Consider the following 23,330-nt stretch of genomic DNA (forward strand, 5'->3'; position numbering starts at 1 on the left):
AAGATCATGACAGAAAAAATATCAACACTGCAACAAGCACTTGATGTTGTAGAAGCACTCGATCCAGAGGAACAAGCGATACTTGTAGATATCATTAGCAAGCTTTTAAGCCAACAACGTAGAAATGAACTGTTAAAAGAAGTTGCACAAGCTAGACGCGACTACCAACAGGGGAATATCAAACAAGGCTCTGTTGCTGATTTGATGGCGGAGTTAAATGAGTAAAAAATTTAGTTTGAAGTGCGGGATTTGTACGTAAATTCAAGCGTCTAATCAAGAAGAATCCACAGATGCGATCGCAGGTTGAAAAGGTATTACACTTATTAAAATAACTAGTAATTAGTTAAAGGGCGATTTAGATGGAGTATGGTCTTGTTCAGTAGATTATGATAATCGCATTTTGTTTAAATTTGTGAATAACTCAGAGTCAGGAGAGGAAGATATATTGTTACTCACTCTAGACTCACATGATGATGTTTATTAGTCGCTTATATTTCTAAGTCTTGAAGAGATGCGTATACGGATCTATAATATTTGCGAAAAATAAGGGCGATCGCATTTTTCAGCAGTGCGATCGCTATTTAAAAATTCCATACTTTTCTGATTTCTCAAAACTAAACACTCAATTTTAATGGGAAACAGTCTTTTTCAAAACGCTAGGTATAGCTGCTATCACTCTTGTCGCAATGTCTTCTGGTGTTTCTTCGGCGCTGATGGTGATGTGCAAATCTGCTTGGGAATACAGGGATTGTCGTTGTTCTAAGAGCGATCGCAATTTGCCTTGAGGATCGACATCTTGTAATAATGGTCTTGTGGTATCCTCTTGCAAGCGGCTATATAGTAGCTCTAATGGCGCGTCTAGCCAAACAATCAAACCGTGGTGTAGGTAACTCCAGTTTTCTTGGCACATGACAATACCCCCACCAGTGGCTATAGTCAACTTGGTAAAAGCGCAAACTTGTGCTAAAACATCACTTTCCAATTGACGAAAAGCCGCTTCTCCTGACTCAGCAAACAGCTGATTGATAGATTTTCCTGCTGCTTGGACAATGACATCGTCAGTATCGACAAATCCATAACCTAGATGCTTGGCTAGTAAACGTCCTACTGTCGTCTTACCACTACCCATCATCCCAATTAAATACAGGTTAACCCCTTGCAACAAGCTACTCACTAATTACTGTTCTCCTAACTTTAACAGTTCTCAGTATACCAATTTGAAAAAACAATGCGACAGATGAATTTATCGGGCTGGGGTTCCTCAGTTATGAGAAAAATCTGTGATACCCAATCATTGATTGAATTGGGATTATCGCCATCCCATTTGATTTGTGACAATTAGTACGCTTCAGATCCCCGACGTCTTTAAGAAGTCGGGGATCTTGTTGTTCATGAATTGTCCCCAGAAATTGCGAATTGTTCTGTTAAGTAGCTCAACCTAAATAAATATCATATGCTTTTGTCATTGCGTAAAGCCTTCTCTACGAGACGCTGCGCGAACGGCATAGCTTCGCTTAGCGCGCAGCGTCTCGCAGAGAGGAACGAAGCAATCCCAGTCCACAGCGATTGCTTCGTCGTTCCTCCTCGCAATGACATCTTACGTTTTTTTTGGTTGACCTACTTACTGTGGTTAAATATTATATCTCTGTCTGGCGGTTATTATCTCTAATATACTTTTTAAAATGTTCGGCAAAAATTGTATTACTCATGAATAAGTAGCCATCTTTCACTTCACTTAATTGGACATTTTCTTCTATTAATCGTTCAATTATATACTCGCTCAAAACTGGAGTTAGGAAAAAGCTTGATGCTTGTCTTTCAATAAGAGAGCGTCTTTGTAATAATTCCAGCGCTTCCAATATTAATCTTGGCGACATTGGTGGCGATAATCCAGGCAGGACGATATTTTTTTGCAACTCTCTGAGAGCGGTACAATCTGGATGGAGAGACAGCCAAGACAATAAGTATTTCTCTAATTGAGACAACCGATTGAACTGCTGATCAATAATTATTTTGATATCCCCAAATACTATAGTTTCCTGTGTGATAAACTCAGATATATTGCCAGCAAATAATTCCTTAATTGTAGTGGCAACTAATTTAATAAATAAAGGGTTACCTGCATAGCGAGTCAGTAATAAGTTGCATTCCTCAGTTGAAGATTTATGAGTCAATCCTTTAGCTTTGAGGATGAAGATGCTGTCTTCTTGATTTAAACCTCTTAAGTTTAAAGAACGAACTGGTAATTCTTCTCCTTCTAACACAGCAATTTCTGAAGGTTTTTCCCGACTCGTAAATATAACACAGCTTCGATGCTGTAAATCTCCTACCCTTGTCATTAACTCACCGTAACCCTCATACCCTGGAAGATATCGGATTTGGGAAATCATGTGTTTAGGTGAGTCTTTTATACCAGTATCGCCATAGCCTAAAATCGAGTCTAATTGATCTAAGACAATCAGACACCGACTAGAGCGCAAACAATCAATCAGCTGGAAAATTTTACTTTCTAGTGTTTCGGCAATCTTTGTCTGGGAATTTGGGGATAGCTGCTGAATCAATTGATCTAAGAGTAGCTCTACAGGTGGTGCAAATCGTAGCGATCGCCAAATAACATGTTCAAACTGATTTTTAATTTCTTCTGAGAGCTTAACAGAAAAAGCTGTTTTCCCAATACCACCCATACCCAAGATTAACACTACCTGACAACGCTGTTGCAAAATCCATTCTTGAACTTGAGCAAGTTCAAGTCTTTGCCCGTAGAATAAATTGGTATAAATTAATTTATCTGCTTTGCGGCTCAGGGTTGATTGATGAGACGTTAAATCTAACTCCATGTCATTGTTGACTTTGATGGGACTAATTACTGGTTGTAAATGAAACCAACCTTTTTTATAACCAGCCTTTTCCAGTAGCTGAGTCACACGACTCCAACCTTTCACTTTGACTGAGTCTCCCACTTGATTACTCAGCATTTCTTCTATATATTTATATAACCCGTTAGATAGATACACTCTCACAGTACTGCTACTGCCACTTTGGTAAACCACTTTGGCAATTTCCGCAGGACTACAACCACAAAGTAAACCTCTAAGGAATTTTTTTTCCACTGGTGTGAGAGCTTTTCCTTTGGCTGATGCCAAATCCACGTATAATTTTTCTAACTCCCAATTATTTTTAGCTTCTATAAAGTCTTCTTCTAGGCGATGAGAATCATCTGCTGCCATTAGCGTTATTTATGTAATTAAACTAACTTAGGCAATATATTAACGATTCTTTTATCAAAGAAGAGTAAACTTACAATGAAATTCTAACGAATTTAATAACTTTTGTTAGGTGACTAAGCGGTTGCCACTTGGTTATCTTGGGCTTAATTGAAATTTAATAAAAATTGTTTGAAACTTTAAGTGAACAAATTCGGTCAATCTCAATAGCTCACACTATCTTTGCTGGCACGATTTTAGTTTTCAACAATACTGTGTTTTAACTAACACAATGCTAGCAATCTAAGATTCAGTTCTCGTAAGCTTTTGTTCCTAAATCTGGTAGATAAAGGTGTAAATAATTACTTATTTTCTCACTAATATTGTACAAAGAAATTTTGCTAATTTGACAGTTTAGTTAGAAAAGCTACTGTAAATCTCACCTGAGTCAGTCCAGATCAATAAATGTGGTATGTATGAGGTGCCGACCATGACTCGAATTCGTGATGTTGTGAAAAAAGCTTTAGCAAGCGGCTATCTGACTGTAGAGGCAGAAAATCAATTACGACAGCTGTTGACCACCAGGTATGATTCAGAAGATTTCAACGCTTTTATGACTTTGCAGGAAGCGGCAATGAATGGTAATGTCAGGCAGGAGTCTCGAGAACGTTGTGGAATTAAGTATTAGTCAGTTGTCATTGGTTATTTGTCATTTGTCAGTTGTCATTTGTTTTTTTATCCCCTCATCCCTAACCCCTAGACCCTAGCCCCTAGCGACGGGGTCGTTCATCCTCAGAGTCTTCGTCATCAAAAAAGCTCCAATCATCATCATCATCATCATCGGCTTGATTGGTAGTGGGGGGTTGATAGGGGGGGATGATCACTCGGTAATCAGCATCATAAACTGATTCAGTTTTGCCAACTGCTGTATTTTTGGGATCGCGGTAGTTGTAGGAGTAAACAGAACCAGACTGGGAAGAACTTTTAGGTTCTTGTTGACGTTCATAGGTTTTAGACTCAGAAAACTCTTGAGTTTGCTGTCTAGACCCCGATGTTTCCTGTGGCTTTTCATCAAAGTTCCAGTCATCATCATTATTTGTATTCCAATCATCAAATGTATCACTGGAACGATTGTCTGTTTGATTAACTGGTGGTGGCTCAGGAGTTGGTTGTTGTTGATAGGTTGTCTTGGTACGTGGTCTTGCTGCTGATTTAAAGCGAGTTTGGCGCTGTTCGGTGACAAAGTAAGTTGATACTGTCATCAAACTCGTAATCAATAAAGATGTTAAAGCACCTGCGCTAGTAGCAAGTAACATCCACATAGCTAATGGTAATGGTTGAGTCCGCATACCTAAAAATACTAACGATATGACAGGCGACCAATTTTGGGTTAACAAAAGCGTTAGCCCCCCCAATATCACCACCAATAGAATTAAGCGAATTACAGTCATAGAAATTATCAAAGGATGAAGGATAAAGGATGAAGGATAAAGGATGAAGGATGAAGGATGTTCGCCCTTGGCGTTAAGGCAGGGTAGGCTTAAATTTTATACTTCACACTTCACACTTCACACTTCATACTTCATACTTTAACGATGACCTTGCCATCGCTGAATGGGAATGCAGTCAATATCCAGTTGGTCTAAAGCACGAGCAACGACAAAATCGACTAAATCCTCGATGGTTTGGGGCTGGTGATACCAAGCAGGAATTGCCGGCACAACTCTCACTCCCGCCTCTGCTAAAGCGGTTAAGTTACGCAGGTGAATGAGGCTAAAAGGAGTTTCACGGGGAACAATCACCAATTTGCGACCTTCTTTGAGCTGCACATCTGCGGCTCGTTCGAGTAAGTCAGAACTCAAGCCAACGGCTAATTTAGCAACGGTACTCATGCTGCATGGCATGACAATCATACCCAAAGTGCGAAAGGAGCCGCTAGCAATCCCAGCGCCAACATCGCTCCAAGGATGGCAATGTAGTTGACCAGAATTGCTGACTCCAGCTTGATCGCGCCAAAATTGCTCTTGAGCGGCGGTTTCCGCTGGCATTCGGATATTCTGTTCGGATTGCCAAACCATATGGGTTGATCTGGAAGCAACTAGTTCAATCTGATAATCTGCTTCTAGCAGAAATTTCAGAGCACGAACGGCGTAAATCAGACCAGATGCGCCCGATACGCCGATAATTAAAGGGTATGTGTGATTTGACACTGTAATATTAGTCTATTTACTCATCCTCCTCGTAAGGTTCTAAATCAGCTGGGTCGAGATGGGATGAGAGGTAAATCTCTGATAAATCGTCATTGGGGCTGCTGATATCTAAACCCTTAGCTACGCCATCGCTACCTACGGTAACTAAATCGATTTGCTGACGGTAATAATCAACACTTTTTACTTGGACAGAAACGCGATCGCCTAGTCTGTAAGAAGCACGATTTTTACGCCCAAACAAAGCTTGTTGTCTGGCGCGATATTCATACCAATCGTCTTTGAGGGAACTGACATGTACTAGTCCTTCGACTCGCAACGGTACACCCAGATGAGTACTAGTTTGGGCTTCCGCTGCGGGAACTTCAATTTCCACAAAGAAACCGTAGGATTGGACACCAGTAATTACGCCCTGAAAAACTTGGCCGATGCGCTGTTTCATCAGTTGGGCTTTTTGTAGTCCGGCTAAATCGGCTTCGGCTTCTTGAACTTCTTTTTCCCGGTCATTAATTTGGATAATTACCCGCGTTAAATCGCTTTGCAGTTCTTGTTGCAATTCTGGGGGTAGGACGTTCCAGTTAATTTCGATGTGGGAAGAGGAGTGGCGCAGGTTTACACGTTCTTTGACACGGGTATTGCGGCGATCGCGTCCGTGTTCGAGCAATGTATAATACACTCTCTGTAATAGTAAATCTGGATACCTTCGCAAGGGAGCCGTAAAATGTACATATTCCGGTACTGCCAGCCCAAAATGGGGAGCCTTGGTGGTACTGTAACTAGATGGCTTGAGTGTGTCTTGCAACAAGTAAGTCAGTACTTGCTCGGAAGCAGATTCGACAAAAGCCCTGGTTAAGTGTTGATAATCTAGGGGTTGGATATCTACTTCTGCTTCTAGCGCCAGTTCCACACCTAAGTTAATTGCCAATTTTAGCATTTCCTGGACATCTTCAGCATCGGGTGTACCTTGGACTCGCCAGATGGCGGGGACTCCCAAAGCGCTGAAATGGCTGGCGATGAGTTGATTTACTAACAGTACTAACTCTGTTATTAGCGAATGGACGGGTAAATCATTCACTACCACAGCACCGAGAATTCCCTCATCGTAGTAGGGATTTTGACTAGGCGGCAAATTTAACTGTAAGCTACCACGAGCTAGACGCACCTGTTTCAGGATTTTCCGTAATCCTTCCAGGTCTTGTAATGTTTGGACAACCTGTTCAGGTTGTTTGTGAGATTCACCTGCGAGGATGGCTTGGGCTTGTTGTTTAGTCAGGGTGTTGTCTACGTTAATGATGCTGGGTTGAATTTCCCACTCTTCTATTTCCCCCGATTTGGGGTCAATGGTAATCAAAAATGAGAGAGCGAGGCGATCGCTACCTGCTACTAAAGAACAGCGATCGGCGACTGTCTCTGGTAACATCGGCAGTACTAATTCTCCCAGATACACAGACCTGCCGCGTTTGAGTGCTTCCCGATCCAAGGATTCATCTGGTTGGATAAAGTGAGAAACATCGGTAATATGTACCGCCAAACGCCAAAAGCCGTTAGCAGTTTTTTCCAGACTAAAGGCATTTTCTACCACTTTCGGGTCACCATTAACCCCAGCAATGGTGAAGGTAAATAAATTTCGTAAATCCAGGCGATTTTTTAGGTCTGCTTTCAGTAATCTTTTGGGCAACTTGGTAGCTGCTTCTAAGACTGAATCAGTGAAATTACGACCCAAATCGTGCTTGCAGGTGACTAAATCTATATCAGCAGCGGCTTCAGCGTCACTACCCAGGATTTGCACCACCCTGCCTAGTGGGGGATATTGTGCTAAGGGATACCGTAACACTTCCACATGGGCCAGGTGATCGAGCGCCTCTTCTAATTTCATCCCGTTGGTTTGCAGTTTGAGTTCAAACAGCAGACGATCATCGAGAGGAACCGCACGGAAGCCGCTTTCTACTTGCTTAATCCGGGCGAGTAAAGTGTGATTAGAGCGTTCGAGAATCAGCTTGACTTCGCCTTCAGGGGAACGACGACGACTACCTTCTTTGAGGACTCTCACCAAAACGCGATCGCCATTCCACGCATTACTGAGATGGCTTTCACGGATGTAAATATCCTCAGCACCTTCCACATCTTGAATGGCGAAGCAAAATCCCTTACTAGAACAACGGAGTTTTGCTTCGATCAAGCCTTCTTCCACCACCCGGCGATACTTACCGCGTTCTTTAACGAGAATCCCGATTTTCTCTAATATCTCCAGGGCAATGTGAAGTTTTTCTAAACTAAGTTCATCCTCGCAGCCAAGTTTTTTTTCCAAAACCTTACGAGCTACCAATTTATCATCGGTGAAATTGGCAAGGAGTGTAGCGATTGAAAATTCCATGCAGTGAACCGACCTTTGGTCAAAACATCATTTTTCTTTTAATCTGGTTGTTTCCTGTATACCCTGATGGACTACAGACTCTAGCTAGAAACTAAATACCCTCAAGCAGGGATTCTGAAGTTCCAAGGGATGTTGCTGACCCAACCTGCGAAAATCCGCAGAAGCGTCTACAAACTTCTCACTGCACGAAAATCTCAGAGTTCGCTTGCGTTTGAGTTCCTTCATCCAGTCCAACTGACAAAGCACGCCTGATAAGATTTTGCCCCACGAGGTAATTACGCGACAGATTTTTGAGCTGCTGGGTTGGTAGAAATATCCATGCTACCCAAAAACGTTATACAGGGGAACAGGTGTTTAATTGTCTAGACTCAAGGTACCTTTACGCCATTAGACTCTGATTTTTAACTAGGAGAAACTGCCGATCAACCTAACTTTCCCATATGTAGAATCGGTCACAGTTAGGTAAGCAGCTTAACGGGCAGTGAGGGCGAACCTTATCTTCATTATTGTAGATTCAGAGCGCACTTCCAAGAAATAGTTCTGCATATCGAATTGGGTAATTAGTATAGCATTGCAGGCGATACTACTCAGATTTAGCCATTAGTAGCCAAAAATGTTCTCGCAAAAGAGCTACTGCTACAATCGGGACACAGGAGTGAGGAGCGAACATTACTTTGATCCATCAGGGTATGGCAAAGTTGGTGACTATGAGCCAAAGTTTCAACTCCAGCCAAGCTGCTTGAGAAGTTGAGGCTGGAGAAAATATGATTTCGTAGTACGTCATGCCGGAAATCAACATATCATTTGACAAAGTCTCCAGCGCAAAAGAATACAATTCTTTTGACTTTTGGCTGACTCGGCAGCGGTACTAGCTTGTATACATAGTTAGTATCAACCTCCTTTATTCAACAGACTTAAAATTGGTGGCAGTATTATGTTGGCTCAATTCCAGAGCTTGTATCCCAAAGGTAGTCTTATTTCTGAGCTAGTGCAAATTTTTCAAGGAAAATATATAGTTCGTGCTAGCGTGCAAATTGAAGGTGTCACCCGCGCCACTGGTTTAGCCGCAGCAGAAACAGTAGAAGCAGCAGAAGACCAAGCCAGAGTTAGGGCGCTGATGGTTTTAGGAATAGCAAACGCGCCTCAAGCAACAGGGAAATCTTCTCCCCAACCCACAGCACAGGTACAGACTAAACCTGCTGTCAGCATCACAGGTGGGTTTGATGAAAGAGCTTATTCGCCAATTAAAGAAAGGGATTTTGTCATTAGTCAAGAAGCATCTGTCCCATCATCTCAGGGACAAAGCATAACTGCTGATACTGTAAAAAGCGATCGCGAATTTTTCCCTCCTGACACTCTTAGCACCAGTAAAAGCCCTGCTTACAGCCAGGAATTAAATCACAACTTCTCTACAACTAGTGAACTGGACAGTCAATTTGATTCCCAGAGCGATAATTTAGGGACAATTTTCGGTAAAAGCTCGGAAAATCAATCACTATCAGGGATTACTCCTAGTAATGTCACCCCCTTTACACCCCGTAGCCAGAGTTCATCAGAAGATGTTGCCACACCGGCAGCGGTAAGTAAGAAAAAAAAGAAGAGTGAACCTGTAGATTTGTCTGATGTGATTGCGAAAACAGATGTCGAACTACAGCGTTTAGGCTGGACAACAGAACAGGGCAGGGAGTACCTAAAAAAAACCTATGGTAAAATCGGACGAACTTTGCTGAGCGAAGAAGAGTTACACTCATTTCTTCAATACCTACAGTCTCAGCCAGACCCAGTAGCAGGATTTTGAGTAGTTTGTCAAGAGTCATTTGTCATTTGTCATATGATGTCCGCTTTATTGCTTATAAAACTCCAAGAACCCCACCCCGCCAAAGCTACGCTTTTGCTCCCCTCCTCGCTTGCGGGGAGGGGTTGGGGGTGGGGTGCAATGATTGTGGGAAGTATAACTAATTAACCGGACTTGATATCATTTGTCATGAGGAAAACCCCCCTTTACTTTCCTTCCTCGGTGGCGAAGAAAGTTACAGGGGGGTTAAATCAGCAATGACCAATGACCATTGACCATTGACTAATGACTAAATAACAGCCATCGGACGGCTACCAGCAGAATGACGGTCAATTACTTGGTCAATTAAGCCATAGTCTTTCGCTTCTTCTGGCGACATGAAAAAGTCGCGTTCAGTATCTTCCGCAATGCGCTCCAGGGGTTGACCTGTATGTTCGGCTAAATAGTCGTTCAAGCGCTTTTTGTGGTACAAAATTTCCCGCGCCTGAATTTCAATATCAGTTGCTTGTCCTTGAGCGCCGCCTAGAGGTTGATGAATCATAATCCGAGAATGGGGTAGACTCATCCGCTTACCTTTAGTACCCGCACTGAGCAAGAAAGCGCCCATGCTAGCAGCTAATCCGGTACAAATGGTACAGACATCCGGGCGGATATGCTTCATAGTGTCAAAAATACCCATACCAGCCGTTACCGAACCACCGGGAGAATTGATGTATAAATAAATATCTTTCTCCGGGTCTTCAGCATCTAAAAATAGTAGTTGGGCAACAATCAAGTTCGCTATGGAGTTATCAACCTGTTGTCCTAAAAAGATGATCCGCTCACGCAACAGCCGTGAGTAGATATCAAAGGCGCGTTCGCCGCGACCCGATTGTTCAATGACTATAGGAATCATGCAGCCTGCTTGTAGCTATTTAAATCCATTTTATCCTTTGTCTTTGGGCTTGTGGCGAAGGGCATTGGGAAGAGATGGCAAAGAGAGGAGTGTGGGAAGAAAACTCCCCACACTCCCTTGTCCCCCCGAAGTTCTGATCGCCGGACGCCGGCGCTCAGACTTCTCTCCTTGTCTTCCTTGTCCCCCCTCCCCACTTGACCGGGCACTTTTTGTCCGTAGTATGCGTCTTAACAGGTATCCCCTAATCACGCTCACTAACCCGGAAGTTTCCCGGTTTGCTGCACAACCTTTGTAATGTGGTGAACAAAGTTATCAACACATCCATCTAGCTAGTGGATTTTTGTCAGGTGTTGGTAACTTTTTCAACAATTCTTCAATATTGCTATGAGCAATTATCCGGAATATTGATCAAATTCCGGTAATGCAATAGTACAGGGTGTAGTTAGAGTAACTAATCTATGTAGAAATGCTGTCAACCGAGAAGGAGACCTGCCATGATGGAAAAACTTGTGCAAGCCGCCATTATCACTTTCTTACTCCACTTAATCGCCGGACTTAGCCCAAATACTAAAGTTCAGACAAAGGCTGCAATGTCTTTGCCGGAAACACCAGCCGCAATTGTTAGCTCGTTGTTTTCTTCTGTGCGGTAACAAGATGTGTAAAGTACTGCGCATGGGTTTCGCATTCGCTAAACTTGAGGCTTCTTAAGCTGAGTGACTAATATGGCTACTACAAAATCAATTGCCCCTTTAGCAATATCAAGCGTGAGCGAGATTAGTTAAAGGGGCAACTCGTTTTTATACAAGATTTCTTGTTGACAACAAAAATAATTGTGCCCTTAGGGACTTACAAAAAATAAATTACCCATATTCGGTAGTGCGAGCATCTTGCTCGCTTTTTAACATTAGCGAGCGAGAAGCTCGCACTACAAATTTATTGGGTATTTAAAAAATTGGATGTCCCTTACCTGTGTAATACATTTACCTAAAAAACGTTGTATATCCCAGAGCCACGAGATGGAAATCCGATCGCACTTACCAATCAATCTAATTTGGGGAAATTTGAATAATCTTCATAAATCCCTCTGTAGCCTGACAAAATAATTTCAATCTTAATATTCGCTGATTGACTATAGGGATATAGCCTCTTAATCTCTGCGTAAACTATGTCCTCTGATGAGGCGAAGAAATGCATTCCCATCCTAGCATCCTGTTGAAAATATCCCAAATAAAGATTTTTCATTTTTTTATATTGCTAATGAATTTATGTAGCGCCCAGTGATTAATTTTTTATTTTGTGGAGATTGACGGTCGATAATTTGAATAATACTTTTTTGAGGTTTAATAAAAAAATGTAGAAGAGTTCGGTTTGATTTTAAAAAAAGACCTAATTCTTTACCTGCAATGTTTACTGCCATCTTCCTGTTAAGTAGCTCAACCTAAATAAATATCATATGCTTTTGTCATTGCGTTCGCGCAGCGTCTCGAAGAGAGGAACAAAGCAATCGCTGTGGACTGGGATTGCTTCGTCGTTCCTCCTCGCAATGACATCTTACGTTTTCTTTGGTTGACCTACTTAAAAACTTCTACGAGTCAGTTCAAAAATCAAATGTGATTTTTATAATTCTTATCTATGATTATCATCTTACTACACATAAAATTATCATGTATTTTTTTGGACATTTTTTAATAACCTATGATGATTTTTATTTTTATTTAGGTATAAAAACCATTCGGTAATTATATTCAAGGCAATTAAAGTAAGAAAGTGAATCTGTAACGGTAGATACTATTTTTGAGAAAGTAGGCTATAGTGATTAATAGATTACACCACACTAGGTAAAAACCTTGGCTGACATTATTGACACTGCCGTTAATGCTGGATCTTTCAGCACCCTAGTTGCTGCAATCAAAGCCGCTAATCTCGTAGATACTCTCAAAGGTGCAGGCCCATTTACTGTTTTTGCACCTACTGATGAAGCGTTTGCTAAACTACCAAAAGGTACAGTAGACGGATTACTTAAGGACATCCCAAAACTTAAGAAAATACTGACTTATCATGTCGTTGCAGGTAAAGTATTATCCGGTGAAGTAGTTAAGCTGAAATCAGCTACTACAGTTGAAGGTTCTGATGTGAAAATTGACGCTTCTAATGGCGTGAAGATAAATGATGCCACTGTCGCAACACCAGATGTTGCTGCTGATAACGGTGTTATCCACATTATTGATACCGTGTTGATTCCTGCATAAGCAATTGCTTAGATAGAGAACAATATATGTGGGGCAAGGACTTTTTATAGTCCCTGCCCCACTGCTGTTTGGATGTATTTTATTAGCTAAATTTTCACAGCATTCTATTTCAGCTAACAACAAATTTATCTAGATATAATTTTCAGGAATTTGTTGTTTCTGGAGCCTTGCTTTTTCATCTGAATCTAAATTCACACTTTGAAATGTACTTTTTTGAGTTACAGCAATATTAGGTTACGTGAGCATTTTTGAACCTTTGGTAGCGCTTTTGTCCATCCCTAGATATGGGAGATGCCATCATTAAAAGCATCTCCAGCAGCATGGGAGCAATACGGTTACACCACACTGCTAAATAGCTTTGCCATCCCACTAAGATTTCCGGGGATTCTTTACGTAGTCCGGTAATCAGTGCGTGAGCTACTTTTTCCGGAGTTGTCGGTACTACCCACCGAAACCACTGTAAATCTCGCACCATGTCGGTATCAGTTAGAGAAGGTAGTAAAGCCATGACTCGGATATTATGTGCTGCTAATTCACCACGTAAGGCTTGGGTGAAACCTAAAATCGCAAACTTAGTGGCTGAATAGGTAGCCATTGACGGTGCTGCCACCTTACCCATTAAGCTGGAAACATTAACGATTCTGCCTTCTCTTTGTACTGCCATACGACGGGCAATTAGGCGAGTAATAGTGTACATTCCAATTAAATTAACGTTGATTTCTTCCTGTACCTGTAATAGTTGGGACTTTAAAAAGGGAACTTGGTGCGCTACTCCAGCACAGTTGACAAGTAGATGAATTGGGCCATAGTCTCGCCAAGCTTGAGCTAATGCAATGTTCACCTCTATTAACTGAGTTAGATCCAACGGTAAGATAACGGCTTCCACACCTAGCGCCTCAATTTCAATGGCGACTTCAGCTAACTGTTGGCGATCGCGTGCTACTAACAGCAGACGTTTCGCTCCTTGTTTTGCTAGTTCAACAGCGATCGCACGCCCAATTCCCCGACTCGCTCCGGTAACCAGAGCTATCTTTCCTTGAATGTTCATAAAATCAAGCCTCTAAAGTTGAGTTTTCAATGCGTTGAATGCCAATGTTGAGATAAAAGTTTCTGTTGCAGGTGAAGCTTTTTCGGCACGCACTAAGACAAAAAATAAACCATTGGTAGTAAGACATTGCTCAGAAATTTGGCTTTGAAAGCCTATACTTTTTGACAACTCTGAGACCGTTTTTTCGGGTAGTCTTAAGTAAAATTTGAGTGTTACTGAAAATAGCAACGGTTGGTAAGTAACAGGCTGAAATAGTCCAAAGCTTTATCAAATGAGTAATCAAAATATTTCTCGACCATTGTGCCTCTCAGGCGATATAAAGCAGTCTGAGAAATACTTTCAAGCATTTCTGGCATCGGCAATCAGTAAATAGAAAAGATGGATGTAGGACTTAGGGGTATCTCCTAAATACGAGTCTTAACCAGAATTACTCCACTACCACACTCTAGCAGGGGGATCAATTATCTGCTAAAGTTCTTTACAGAAACCGCAATTTGTAATCTATTTATACAAATTTCTCAGAAACAAGGTATTTTATTCCAATTTTAAAAATATTTATCTATCTTTACAGTGAATAGCTTCTAACTGGTTTACGCTCTTTTATTCAGTCAGAAAAACTATGAGAAAAAGTATTGGCTACGGAGATTTTAACTTGATGATGTTCAAAAATTGTGTCTGATTCTCACCCCTCAACAATCAGCTTTTGAACCTTGCGACTAAAAATCTAGTGCCTAAGTGCATCTTCAGGATGGGAAAGCGATCGCCACAAGCTCAGCAATGTACTTGATAGCACTCAGCCCAAAAATACGGCAACTCGCAATATATAAGTCAAATCGCAAATGATCTGTCTTTGCTTAGGCGTTTATCCCAGCAGACTCCATTTTGTAAATATTTTGTTATAGTATTTAACATAACTACATACAACTGTTGACCTCATGCGGTAAACCACTAAACAAGGAAACGCCCAATACCTTAATGAGTATTACTTACCGACATCAGCGAAGAAATTAGCTTCAAACGAATATTAGTCAGCATTCACCCTCTAGTTGTCGCCCAATTTGGGCGCAGGAGCCAGCGATGAATCAGCCTATAAAATTATCTTTAGAACAAGAATTTAGCCTGAGAAGCTTTACTGACCAAGTGCAGTATATGTCTCTTGAACAAGCCCAGGCATTTTTGCTCAAACTATATGAGCAGATGTTGATACAGGAAACAGCTTACAAGGAATTGCTGAAACAGGAGTGGAAACTAGACTCAGGTGCATTCTCTGGGTAAAGTTGAGAAGCAAATATAGCCATCTGGTTTGAGATTTTGAAAAAATTCCTTACACTTGAAGCTGAATTGTATAGTAGGCTGGGCATTGCCTAGCCTATGTGTATTCTTCACTAGTCATCTGACTTTTGATTCACAAAAACAAAAAACGAGGTAAGAGCTTGTTAGCATGACTACTGGAGTACGTCTTCACCTAGCTCAGAGGCGTTGATAATTAAGCCGAAGAAGTTTTGCGGAGGCAAATCTCTATGTTTAACAGCCTGACAAGTTCATCCAATCCTACTGACGGTGATTGGGGAGAGCGTTTACTTAACACCGTTGCTAGCAAAACAATTCGCTACCTATTTACTCAAAGCGAGTCGGTAGAAGTCTTTGTCCAATGCCATCCTTCGAGTAAACTTTTGCAAGGCAGCATCGATAGTTTCAAAATGAGTGGGCGTGGGCTGGTTATTCGCGAAGATTTCCGAGCCGAAGAATTATCTTTCCAGACGGATGCTGTAGTAATTGATTTCAGCAACGTTTTGAGAGGAAAACTGACTCTCAAGCAACCAACCCAAGCTATTGCCCAAGTTACCTTATCAGAAACCGGTATTAACCAAGCTTTTAACGCAGAACTGGTGATAAAGCGGCTGCAAAATCTTTCTTTGCCTGCTTTAAGTGACATTTCTGGCGGTGAGTTCGTCTCATTTGAAGGTATCCAGTTCCAGTTGTTACCCAATAATGGGGTAAGGATTTTAGCTCAGGCTGATCTCAGCAACGGCGAAATCGTGCCGATTAGCTTAAGTGCAACCATAGCTATTGAACGGCGTCGCAGGCTTGTATTCTGTAACCCGAAGTTTGAAGCAGATACCGTGCCAGAATCTCAATGGAAAATTTCTCAAACCTTGAGCGCCGCATTAGCTGAAATTTTAAATCACATGGTGGATTTGGATCGCTTTGATCTTGATGGCATCACTATGCGGCTCAATCGATTAGAAACTCAAGATAAAAAGTTAATTTTCACTGGCTACGCACAAATTGAACGCATCCCCAGTAGTAGTTCATCGCAATAATTTTGAGGATCAGCGAGATCCCCGACTTCTTGAAGAAGTCGGGGATCTGAACATCCGCGACTCATCAGAAATTATGTGGTGAAGCACTAGTCCAAGAAAAATTTTCTCGAGGTTGGGTTATCTTTGAGGGATTTAACAAAATCCTTCAAACTCAATAGCTTACCTGTGAAGGTGAACTTAGGTGTACCATTTTTAGAAATGATTTTCACCTCACCGTCTTGGATTTGAATTTGATTCTTAATGGTTTCCCATAAAGTGTCAAAGCTTTCGTCATCCTGACAACCATTGGCTTCGAGGAAGTGTTGGCGCACTTCGGTTTTGAGCGCTCTTGTTTCTGCTGCTTGGGTGCGCGCCTCAAAGTGTTTAATTACATCTTCATAGGAACTTTCTCTGAGAATTTTGTTTTCAGCTTGAACTTGCTCTAACTGCGTTTTTATATCTTGCAGTTGTGACGCTAAAACGGCTGACTTCTGGTATTGATCTTTTAAAGCCAGCTTTGCTTTGGCTAACAAGGCTTTGTAATCTAGCTCCTGTTGGTTTTGAATTGTTTCAGATTCCTGGGTATTCATAAAAAAATCTAATCTATTAATTTTGCTCTATTAAATAAATTTTATCTTTTATTACGAAAGTTGATTAATAATAAATGCAAATTTATCAATAAAAAACTCCATCCTCTTTTGGGTGGAGTTTTTGTCAAACAATTTTGGATTTTAGATTGACCTCATGCCTAAAGTCAGGGGCTTATCAATACAATAGCTGAAAATCCCAAATATATATTTCTGCCTTTAACAATGAAACGAAGATATTTCTGTCGTTATCTTACATTAGGTTCTGCCAGTTTTGCTGGAATTATCAGCAGTAAGTCCTCTGCCATGATTCCTAAGTTATCCCAATCTAAATTACGTCATAATTGGGTAATTTTATACTGGATGCCCTACGATAACGACCTTGTGGACTTTGGTGAACCAATTATTGAAATGCTGAAAACAGGGACAAAAAACTCAGCAGCAGTAGTAGTTGTTCAGTCTGACTACTTTGGCGATCAGAAAATGCGCCGTCGTAGCATTATTAAGGGTGTGACAGAGGAAATTGCGATACCTGCGGCACACTTCGTGAACGCAGGTGAAGATAGTAGCGACATATCAGCATTCGTAGCATACCTTGACTGGGCATATCAAAATTTTGATGCAAAACATTGGGCAGTTATCGTTGTGGGACATGCTGGTAAAGTTAACGAAGTTAGTCCTGATGACCACGGTTCGAGCAACCCAACACGCACATGGATTAGAGTTGATCAATTTGCCAATGCAGTGAGTCGGTTTAATCAGGCTACTAAGGGCAGAGTGGAGCTACTTTTCTTTCAAAACTGCAATAAAGCTACACTGGAAGTTGTCTACGAAACCAGGAATTGCGCTCGATATACGCTTGCATCTCAGTTGAGGCTTGGTGCGCCAAATTATTACTATGAAGGCTTTCTCGAACGACTAAATAAACCATCGCTTGGTGGATATGAGGCGGCGATCGCAATCATAGAATCTGAACGTGCTGATATGTATCATACACTCACTTTGGTAGACAACCAAGCAGTTAAACATATCCCGGCTAAGCTTTCACGGCTGATTCAAATACTTCTGACCAACGATTCGCAAGCAATTGATTTGTCCAAGCTCTCAACTATCCGTTATTTTGGTGAGCAGTGTTGTGATGTGCTGACTTTGTTTGAGTATCTTTCAAAAAATATTAATCAAGCTAGTAATGCATTTACTGAGTTTGCTGATTTTCTCAAATCATCAGTTATTGTTCATTATCAAACAGGTGGACAGCTTTATAGTAGACGGCGTTTAAAAAATAAGGCTGCGGAGAAATTATGTGGACTTAGTTTATATCTTCCAGAAAATAGACAGGCTATTTCTCAATACAGTTCACTGGCTCTCTATCAAGGAGTTGATTTGGTCGGCTTATACAAAGAAATACTTCACAGTTAATCAGTTTTCCGAGATTCGTAATTAGGACTAAGGGAACTCCAAGAAATAAATTATCCCAAATTGTAGGGGCGGGGTCACCCCCATTGGTGTCAACTTAACGTGAAACCCTTGCCTGGATATGATTTGATACAAAATCACGTACCACCAAGATCCGCGCTACCCCACCCCAGTTTTGCTGACGCAAAACTTCCCCTCCCCTTGGCAAGGGGCCCCTCCCCTTGGCAAGGGGAGGGGATTGAGGGGTGGGGTAAAATGCCTGTGGAATAAGCGTTTTGACTTAAGTTGACACCAATGGGTGACCCCGCCCCTACGAGTTACGGGCTTGGTAAATTGATGATTGGAATATTTTTTTATTTGCAAGTCCCTAAAGTCCTAACTACGAACTTACCAACAGTAGTTTTTCCCGATCGGGTTCAAGGTGAAGGCTTTGGAGCGATAGACTGGGCAAAGAAGCCAACTAACTCCTATCCGATCATGACTAACCGTCTTGTTGAAGCAAAGAGTCTCTACCTGCGGAAACACGCAGAAAACCCTATTGATTGGTGGCCTTGGGGTGACGAAGCGATCGCAACTGCAAGGGAAAAAAATCTCCCGATCTTTCTTTCTATTGGCTACTCTAGTTGTCACTGGTGTACTGTCATGGAAGGTGAGGCTTTTTCTGACCTCAATATTGCTGAGTACATGAATGCTAATTTCCTCCCTATCAAAGTTGATAGGGAAGAAAGACCAGATATCGATAGCATCTATATGCAAGCTTTGCAAATGATGAGTGGTCAGGGGGGGTGGCCCTTAAATGTGTTTCTTTCTCCAGACGATTTAGTACCTTTTTATGCTGGTACTTATTTTCCTTTAGATCCACGTTACGGTCGTCCGGGGTTTTTACAAGTGCTGCAAGCGCTACGGCGTTACTACGATACAGAAAAAGATGATTTGCAACAGCGCAAAGCTGTCATGGTCGAAGCATTACTTACCTCGGCTGTGTTAAAAGATGGTACGGCTGAGGATGTTGCAGAAAATGAATTACTCCGCAAAAGCTGGGAAACTTGCACAGCTATACTTACGCCTAATCAATCTGGGAATAGTTTCCCGATGATTCCCTATGGGGAATTAGTATTGCGCTTAAATCGGTTAAATTTTTCTTCTCGCTATGATGGGGCACAAGTTGTTACCCAGCGTGGGCTAGATTTAGCATTGGGTGGTATTTACGATCATGTGGGTGGTGGTTTCCACCGTTACACGGTTGACCATACTTGGACAGTACCGCATTTTGAGAAGATGCTTTACGACAATGGTCAAATTGTCGAGTATCTGGCGAATTTGTGGAGTGCAGGAGTAGAAGAACCGGCATTTGCCAGAGCGATCGCCAAAACTGTACAATGGCTCACAAAGGAAATGACTGCTCCTGAAGGTTATTTCTATGCAGCCCAAGATGCTGATAGTTTCACCGAACCCACAGCCGCAGAACCAGAGGAAGGAGCTTTTTACGTTTGGCGTTACAGCGAACTCACCCAACTGCTCACATCTGAGGAACTCGCAGAATTACAAAAGCAATTTACTGTTACCCCTAGCGGTAATTTTGAAGGGCAAAATGTGTTGCAAAGGCTACAAAAGGGGCAACTAAGTGAAAGCTTAGAAGTGTCTCTATGCAAGTTATTTGCTGAACGCTACGGGACAACACCTGAATCTTTAGATACTTTCCCCCGGGCTCGCAATAATCAAGAAGCGAAAACTTATAACTGGCCGGGACGCATTCCCTCAGTCACAGATACAAAGATGATTGTGGCGTGGAATAGCTTGATGATTTCCGGTTTAGCAAGGGCGGCGGTAGTATTTCAACAACCATCGTATTTGGAAATAGCAGCCAGAGCGGCAAACTTCATTTTGGAGCATCAGTTTGTCGATGGGCGTTTTTACCGACTCAATTATGACAATCAACCCCATATTTTAGCGCAATCTGAAGATTACGCCTTTTTTATTAAAGCGCTACTAGATTTACATCAAGCTGCTTTGGGGATGGGAAATGAATCTTCCGCCTCATTGTGGTTAGAAAAAGCGATCGCATTACAAGATGAATTTAACGAATTCCTCTGGAGTGTAGAATTAGGTGGCTTCTACAACGCCGCATTTGATGCTAGCCAAGATTTAATTGTCCGGGAACGCAGTTATGTAGATAATGCTACACCCTCAGCCAACGGAATTGCGATCGCAAATCTTGTCCGTCTCACCTTACTCACCGATAATCTGCATTATCTAGATTTAGCCGAACAAGGTTTAAAAGCTTTTAAGAGTGTCATGAGTCGTGCTGCTCAAGCTTGTCCCAGTTTATTTACGGCTTTGGATTGGTATCGAAACTCAACCATAATTCGGAGTAATACTGAGCAAATCAAGTCACTTATCCCAAAATACTTGCCTACTGTAGTATTTGCAGCAGTATCAAATTTACCAGAAAACAGCATTGCCTTAGTTTGCCAAGGTTTGAAATGCCTTGCACCAACAGAAAGTGTAGAACAATTGTGGCAACAAGTGCAGCAGAGTCAGAGTAGAGGATGATGTTTGGAACACAAGCTAGTACAGCAATGCAGAAATAAAGCTACCATCAAAAAGAACTGAAAAGCTTAATTCACCAACCTTTTGATTTTTGACTTACGCATAGCAGTACTAGTTTCCTTGAGATAGAAGCAGATCTATAACCATGAATAAACAACCTGTACTGAAAAATATTAGCCCCATGATTCCGGCGGGTAGCGATATGGAAAAATCCATTGCTTTTTATGAACAAAAGCTTGGCTTTAAAACAGTACATAAAGAAGGTGATCCAGTCAAGATGGTAATTGTCAAACGCGACTGTGCAGAAATCTTTTTGCTAAGGAATGACGATCAACATCTTGCACAAGGGACATCCTGTTGCATCCAAGTTGATAATATTGAGCAACTGTATCAGGAATTCCAAGCAAAAGGCGGACAAATGATTCATCCCAAGGGCCAGTTACACACAAAACCTTGGGGAATGAAAGAGTTTACGATTACTGATATAGCTGGCGTATGCATTACATTTTATGAGCCAGAAAACCTATAAAGACCACCCTAATTAACTCAGGTGAGGATGAATACCAACAGCGAATTCACTGCTATTGTGCTAGCAGGTGGTCAAAGTTCTCGGATGGGTGAAGATAAAGCCTTGATTCCAATTCAAGGAATACCATTGCTACAGCGTGTTTGTAACATTGCTCAAGCTTGTGCTGATACCATTTATGTGGTCACTCCCTGGCCAGAACGTTATCAACACTTGCTTCTACCTGGTTGTCAATTTATCCAAGAAATCCCTTTATCCCTCACCCCTCATCCCAGGTCGCCGAGCGGAGCCGTTCGCGGAGCGTCTCGAAGAGAGGCGCTGTCCCCCTCATCCCACGGCCCACTTGTGGGATTTTCTCAAGGACTGGCGCAGGTACAAACTGATTGGGTGCTGCTGCTGGCTTGCGATTTGCCTAACTTAAAGGTACAGGTGTTGCAAGAATGGATTGCTAGGCTTGATAGTGTGGGAGATGATGCGATCGCAGCTTTGGCTCATCATCCAAAAGGATGGGAACCTTTATGTGGTTTTTACCGCCGTCGCTGTTTACCGGAACTATTAGAGTTTATCAATCAAGGCGGGCGATCGTTTCAACAATGGCTCAAACAACATCCTGTGCAAGTTCTACCAGTGCTAGAACCAGAAATGTTGTTTAACTGTAATACCCCTGAAGATTTAGCTGAGAATCAATAAACTTTATGTAGACTTTATTCAAAGGTTAAAGAATGAAATTAACTTAATTTTTTACCATTAATTTTACTTAACAATTCCTCACTACTGCGCTCTACAAAGACGCTTATTTCTGTGTTATAAATTACATTTTTTACCAAAAGACAAATAAGAAATTAAACCTCATGTGAATTGTTGATGAATTGAAATATACCAAAAATTATTGAAACCATTAAAAAATTTGTTTATTAAACATAATAATTTAGGCAAATATTCCTCTATATTGAATATAGGGATTTCTCAATAAGCCTTGTATAGATCCTAGCGAGTAACACAGTCATCATCTTCCTCATGGATTTTGGCTGGTGTTTCTACTCGCTTTTTTCTTGTGAAAAATTGTATAATATACCAATTTGATAAAAATCCGATAATCGGGTGCAGAGGTTACTATTTGTCCCGTATACATTCATCAAGGATTTTAATATGCCTCGTCGTTGGATATTATCTGCTTTAGGAGTTTTATTGAGTATATTATTGGCTGCTTGTAACACTGCAACTATTCAGCAGCCATTAACAAAATTACCTACAAACGCTAACACTCAAGAATTATCAAAAGCACCAGCTAAAAGAGTTGTGGCTCTCTCATCCCTTGCGGCTGATATTATTTATCAACTCGATGAAACAAAGCTCGTAGGTATTACTGGTAGCAAATTATTTAAAGATGACTCAAGATTTGCCAATCTTCCTCGCGTGAGTGAAGGACAAAGCCCACCTAATTTAGAAAAAATTATTGCATTACAGCCAGATTTAGTTATTGGTGCGGAAGGCTTTTCTAATCAACCGATTGAAAAACTAAAGCAATTAGGGATTTCTACTATTCTTACGCAAGTTAAAAGTTGGGAATCTCTCGAAAAATTAACTCAACAACTAGCTGAGTTAATTAATGCTGATCCCCAACCTTTATTAAATCGCTACAAAAATTTTTTAGCAGCTAAATCAACTCAGAGTCCTTCAACTTTAGTATTGGTAAGTCGTCAACCAATTTTAGCCCCGAATAAAAATAGTTGGGCTGGGGATTTACTAGGAAAATTTCAAGTAAAAAACTTGGTAGCAGAATTACAAGGTACAAGTCCCATCGCTGGTTATGTAACGCTTTCAGCCGAGAAAGTTTTGGCAGCAAATCCAGAGGTTTTAATAGTGGTAAATAATGCTGACCCACAACTTTTAGACTCTTTGAAAAAAGAAGCTTTTTGGCAAAAACTCCAAGCTACCCAAAATAATCGAGTTTATACTTTTGACTATTATGGGCTGGTAAATCCAGGTAGTATTGATGCAATTCAAAAAACTTGTCAGCAATTAACGCAAGTTTTATCTGCACCAGGGACATCCAACTTTTTAAAAACCCAATAAATTTGTAGTGCGAGTGTCTCGCTCGCTGATATTCATTTATCGAGCAAGATGCTCGCACTACGGAATATGGGTAATTTATTTTTTGTAAATCCCTCATCATG

Annotated in this window: 22 protein-coding genes; 12 read left to right on the forward strand and 10 right to left on the reverse strand. The window is 41.3% G+C overall.

What is annotated here, in order from left to right; translation table 11 throughout:
* The first annotated feature begins 6 nt into the window (after window positions 1-6).
* Window positions 7-225 (forward strand): hypothetical protein, encoded by a 219-nt coding sequence (locus AACU32_RS27535; protein WP_096604330.1) that lies wholly within the window; start codon window positions 7-9, stop codon window positions 223-225.
* Window positions 226-628: 403 nt separating this feature from the next.
* Here the strand turns inward: AACU32_RS27535 and AACU32_RS27540 are convergent, their stop codons facing one another.
* Complete coding sequence (locus tag AACU32_RS27540) at window positions 629-1,174, reverse strand: shikimate kinase (protein ID WP_096604331.1); 546 nt, start codon at window positions 1,172-1,174, stop codon at window positions 629-631.
* A gap of 463 nt (window positions 1,175-1,637) precedes the next feature.
* Window positions 1,638-3,227, reverse strand: coding sequence for an NB-ARC domain-containing protein (locus AACU32_RS27545; RefSeq protein WP_096604332.1), 1,590 nt, complete (start codon window positions 3,225-3,227; stop codon window positions 1,638-1,640).
* 466 nt (window positions 3,228-3,693) lie between these two features.
* Here AACU32_RS27545 and AACU32_RS27550 point away from each other — a divergent pair, with 466 nt between their 5' ends.
* Window positions 3,694-3,891, forward strand: a complete 198-nt coding sequence (locus AACU32_RS27550) for a hypothetical protein (RefSeq protein ID WP_096604333.1) — start codon at window positions 3,694-3,696, stop codon at window positions 3,889-3,891.
* 82 nt (window positions 3,892-3,973) lie between these two features.
* On the opposite strand, the gene AACU32_RS27555 is transcribed toward AACU32_RS27550, so the two are convergent.
* The 3 genes from AACU32_RS27555 to AACU32_RS27565 all read right to left on the reverse strand — a co-directional run bounded on the left by AACU32_RS27555 (window position 3,974) and on the right by AACU32_RS27565 (window position 7,784).
* A complete protein-coding gene (locus AACU32_RS27555) occupies window positions 3,974-4,654 on the reverse strand; it encodes a hypothetical protein (protein ID WP_096604334.1) in 681 nt (226 codons plus the stop codon).
* A 138-nt stretch (window positions 4,655-4,792) separates the two neighbouring features.
* On the reverse strand, window positions 4,793-5,413 hold the full coding sequence (locus tag AACU32_RS27560) for a flavin prenyltransferase UbiX (RefSeq protein WP_096604335.1): 621 nt from the start codon (window positions 5,411-5,413) through the stop codon (window positions 4,793-4,795).
* A gap of 16 nt (window positions 5,414-5,429) precedes the next feature.
* On the reverse strand, window positions 5,430-7,784 hold the full coding sequence (locus AACU32_RS27565) for a ribonuclease R family protein (RefSeq protein ID WP_096604336.1): 2,355 nt from the start codon (window positions 7,782-7,784) through the stop codon (window positions 5,430-5,432).
* Window positions 7,785-8,718: 934 nt separating this feature from the next.
* On the opposite strand from AACU32_RS27565, the gene AACU32_RS27570 reads away from it, so the two are divergent.
* A complete protein-coding gene (locus AACU32_RS27570; protein WP_096604337.1) occupies window positions 8,719-9,582 on the forward strand; it encodes a hypothetical protein in 864 nt (287 codons plus the stop codon).
* 286 nt (window positions 9,583-9,868) lie between these two features.
* On the opposite strand, the gene clpP is transcribed toward AACU32_RS27570, so the two are convergent.
* Complete coding sequence (gene clpP / locus AACU32_RS27575) at window positions 9,869-10,474, reverse strand: ATP-dependent Clp endopeptidase proteolytic subunit ClpP (RefSeq protein WP_096604338.1); 606 nt, start codon at window positions 10,472-10,474, stop codon at window positions 9,869-9,871.
* Window positions 10,475-10,968: 494 nt separating this feature from the next.
* On the opposite strand from clpP, the gene AACU32_RS27580 reads away from it, so the two are divergent.
* A complete protein-coding gene (locus tag AACU32_RS27580) occupies window positions 10,969-11,124 on the forward strand; it encodes a hypothetical protein (protein ID WP_339378322.1) in 156 nt (51 codons plus the stop codon).
* A 596-nt stretch (window positions 11,125-11,720) separates the two neighbouring features.
* On the opposite strand, the gene AACU32_RS27585 is transcribed toward AACU32_RS27580, so the two are convergent.
* The gene (locus tag AACU32_RS27585) at window positions 11,721-11,891 is read right to left on the reverse strand and encodes a hypothetical protein (RefSeq protein WP_339378323.1); all 171 of its coding nucleotides are present in this window, start codon (window positions 11,889-11,891) and stop codon (window positions 11,721-11,723) included.
* Window positions 11,892-12,321: 430 nt separating this feature from the next.
* Between AACU32_RS27585 and AACU32_RS27590 the strand changes: the two genes are divergently transcribed.
* The gene (locus AACU32_RS27590) at window positions 12,322-12,723 is read left to right on the forward strand and encodes a fasciclin domain-containing protein (protein ID WP_096604341.1); all 402 of its coding nucleotides are present in this window, start codon (window positions 12,322-12,324) and stop codon (window positions 12,721-12,723) included.
* Window positions 12,724-12,952: 229 nt separating this feature from the next.
* Here AACU32_RS27590 and AACU32_RS27595 read toward each other — a convergent pair whose 3' ends face one another.
* Together AACU32_RS27595 and AACU32_RS27600 are read right to left on the reverse strand one after the other, a co-directional pair.
* Window positions 12,953-13,771: an SDR family NAD(P)-dependent oxidoreductase gene (locus AACU32_RS27595; RefSeq protein ID WP_096604342.1), complete on the reverse strand. Its 819-nt coding sequence runs from the start codon at window positions 13,769-13,771 to the stop codon at window positions 12,953-12,955.
* A 212-nt stretch (window positions 13,772-13,983) separates the two neighbouring features.
* Entirely contained in the window at window positions 13,984-14,127 is a 144-nt protein-coding gene (locus AACU32_RS27600; protein WP_339378324.1) for a hypothetical protein, read from the reverse strand.
* Window positions 14,128-14,848: 721 nt separating this feature from the next.
* Here AACU32_RS27600 and AACU32_RS27605 point away from each other — a divergent pair.
* Window positions 14,849-15,046: an NblA/ycf18 family protein gene (locus tag AACU32_RS27605; RefSeq protein WP_096604343.1), complete on the forward strand. Its 198-nt coding sequence runs from the start codon at window positions 14,849-14,851 to the stop codon at window positions 15,044-15,046.
* A 245-nt stretch (window positions 15,047-15,291) separates the two neighbouring features.
* On the forward strand, window positions 15,292-16,095 hold the full coding sequence (locus tag AACU32_RS27610) for an LmeA family phospholipid-binding protein (protein ID WP_096604344.1): 804 nt from the start codon (window positions 15,292-15,294) through the stop codon (window positions 16,093-16,095).
* An 86-nt stretch (window positions 16,096-16,181) separates the two neighbouring features.
* Here the strand turns inward: AACU32_RS27610 and AACU32_RS27615 are convergent, their stop codons facing one another.
* Entirely contained in the window at window positions 16,182-16,664 is a 483-nt protein-coding gene (locus AACU32_RS27615) for a hypothetical protein (RefSeq protein WP_096604345.1), read from the reverse strand.
* A gap of 222 nt (window positions 16,665-16,886) precedes the next feature.
* Here AACU32_RS27615 and AACU32_RS27620 point away from each other — a divergent pair, with 222 nt between their 5' ends.
* The 5 genes from AACU32_RS27620 to AACU32_RS27640 all read left to right on the forward strand — a co-directional run bounded on the left by AACU32_RS27620 (window position 16,887) and on the right by AACU32_RS27640 (window position 23,229).
* On the forward strand, window positions 16,887-18,080 hold the full coding sequence (locus AACU32_RS27620) for a clostripain-related cysteine peptidase (protein WP_096604346.1): 1,194 nt from the start codon (window positions 16,887-16,889) through the stop codon (window positions 18,078-18,080).
* 474 nt (window positions 18,081-18,554) lie between these two features.
* The gene (locus AACU32_RS27625) at window positions 18,555-20,630 is read left to right on the forward strand and encodes a DUF255 domain-containing protein (protein ID WP_096608203.1); all 2,076 of its coding nucleotides are present in this window, start codon (window positions 18,555-18,557) and stop codon (window positions 20,628-20,630) included.
* A 142-nt stretch (window positions 20,631-20,772) separates the two neighbouring features.
* Window positions 20,773-21,156, forward strand: a complete 384-nt coding sequence (locus tag AACU32_RS27630; protein ID WP_096604347.1) for a VOC family protein — start codon at window positions 20,773-20,775, stop codon at window positions 21,154-21,156.
* Window positions 21,157-21,183: 27 nt separating this feature from the next.
* Window positions 21,184-21,843: a molybdenum cofactor guanylyltransferase gene (locus tag AACU32_RS27635; RefSeq protein WP_096604348.1), complete on the forward strand. Its 660-nt coding sequence runs from the start codon at window positions 21,184-21,186 to the stop codon at window positions 21,841-21,843.
* Between the two features lie 459 nt (window positions 21,844-22,302).
* On the forward strand, window positions 22,303-23,229 hold the full coding sequence (locus AACU32_RS27640) for an ABC transporter substrate-binding protein (protein WP_096604349.1): 927 nt from the start codon (window positions 22,303-22,305) through the stop codon (window positions 23,227-23,229).
* Window positions 23,230-23,330: the final 101 nt, after the last annotated feature.

Source organism: Calothrix sp. NIES-2100, from assembly GCF_963875285.1.
Taxonomy (GTDB): Bacteria; Cyanobacteriota; Cyanobacteriia; order Cyanobacteriales; family Nostocaceae; genus Aulosira.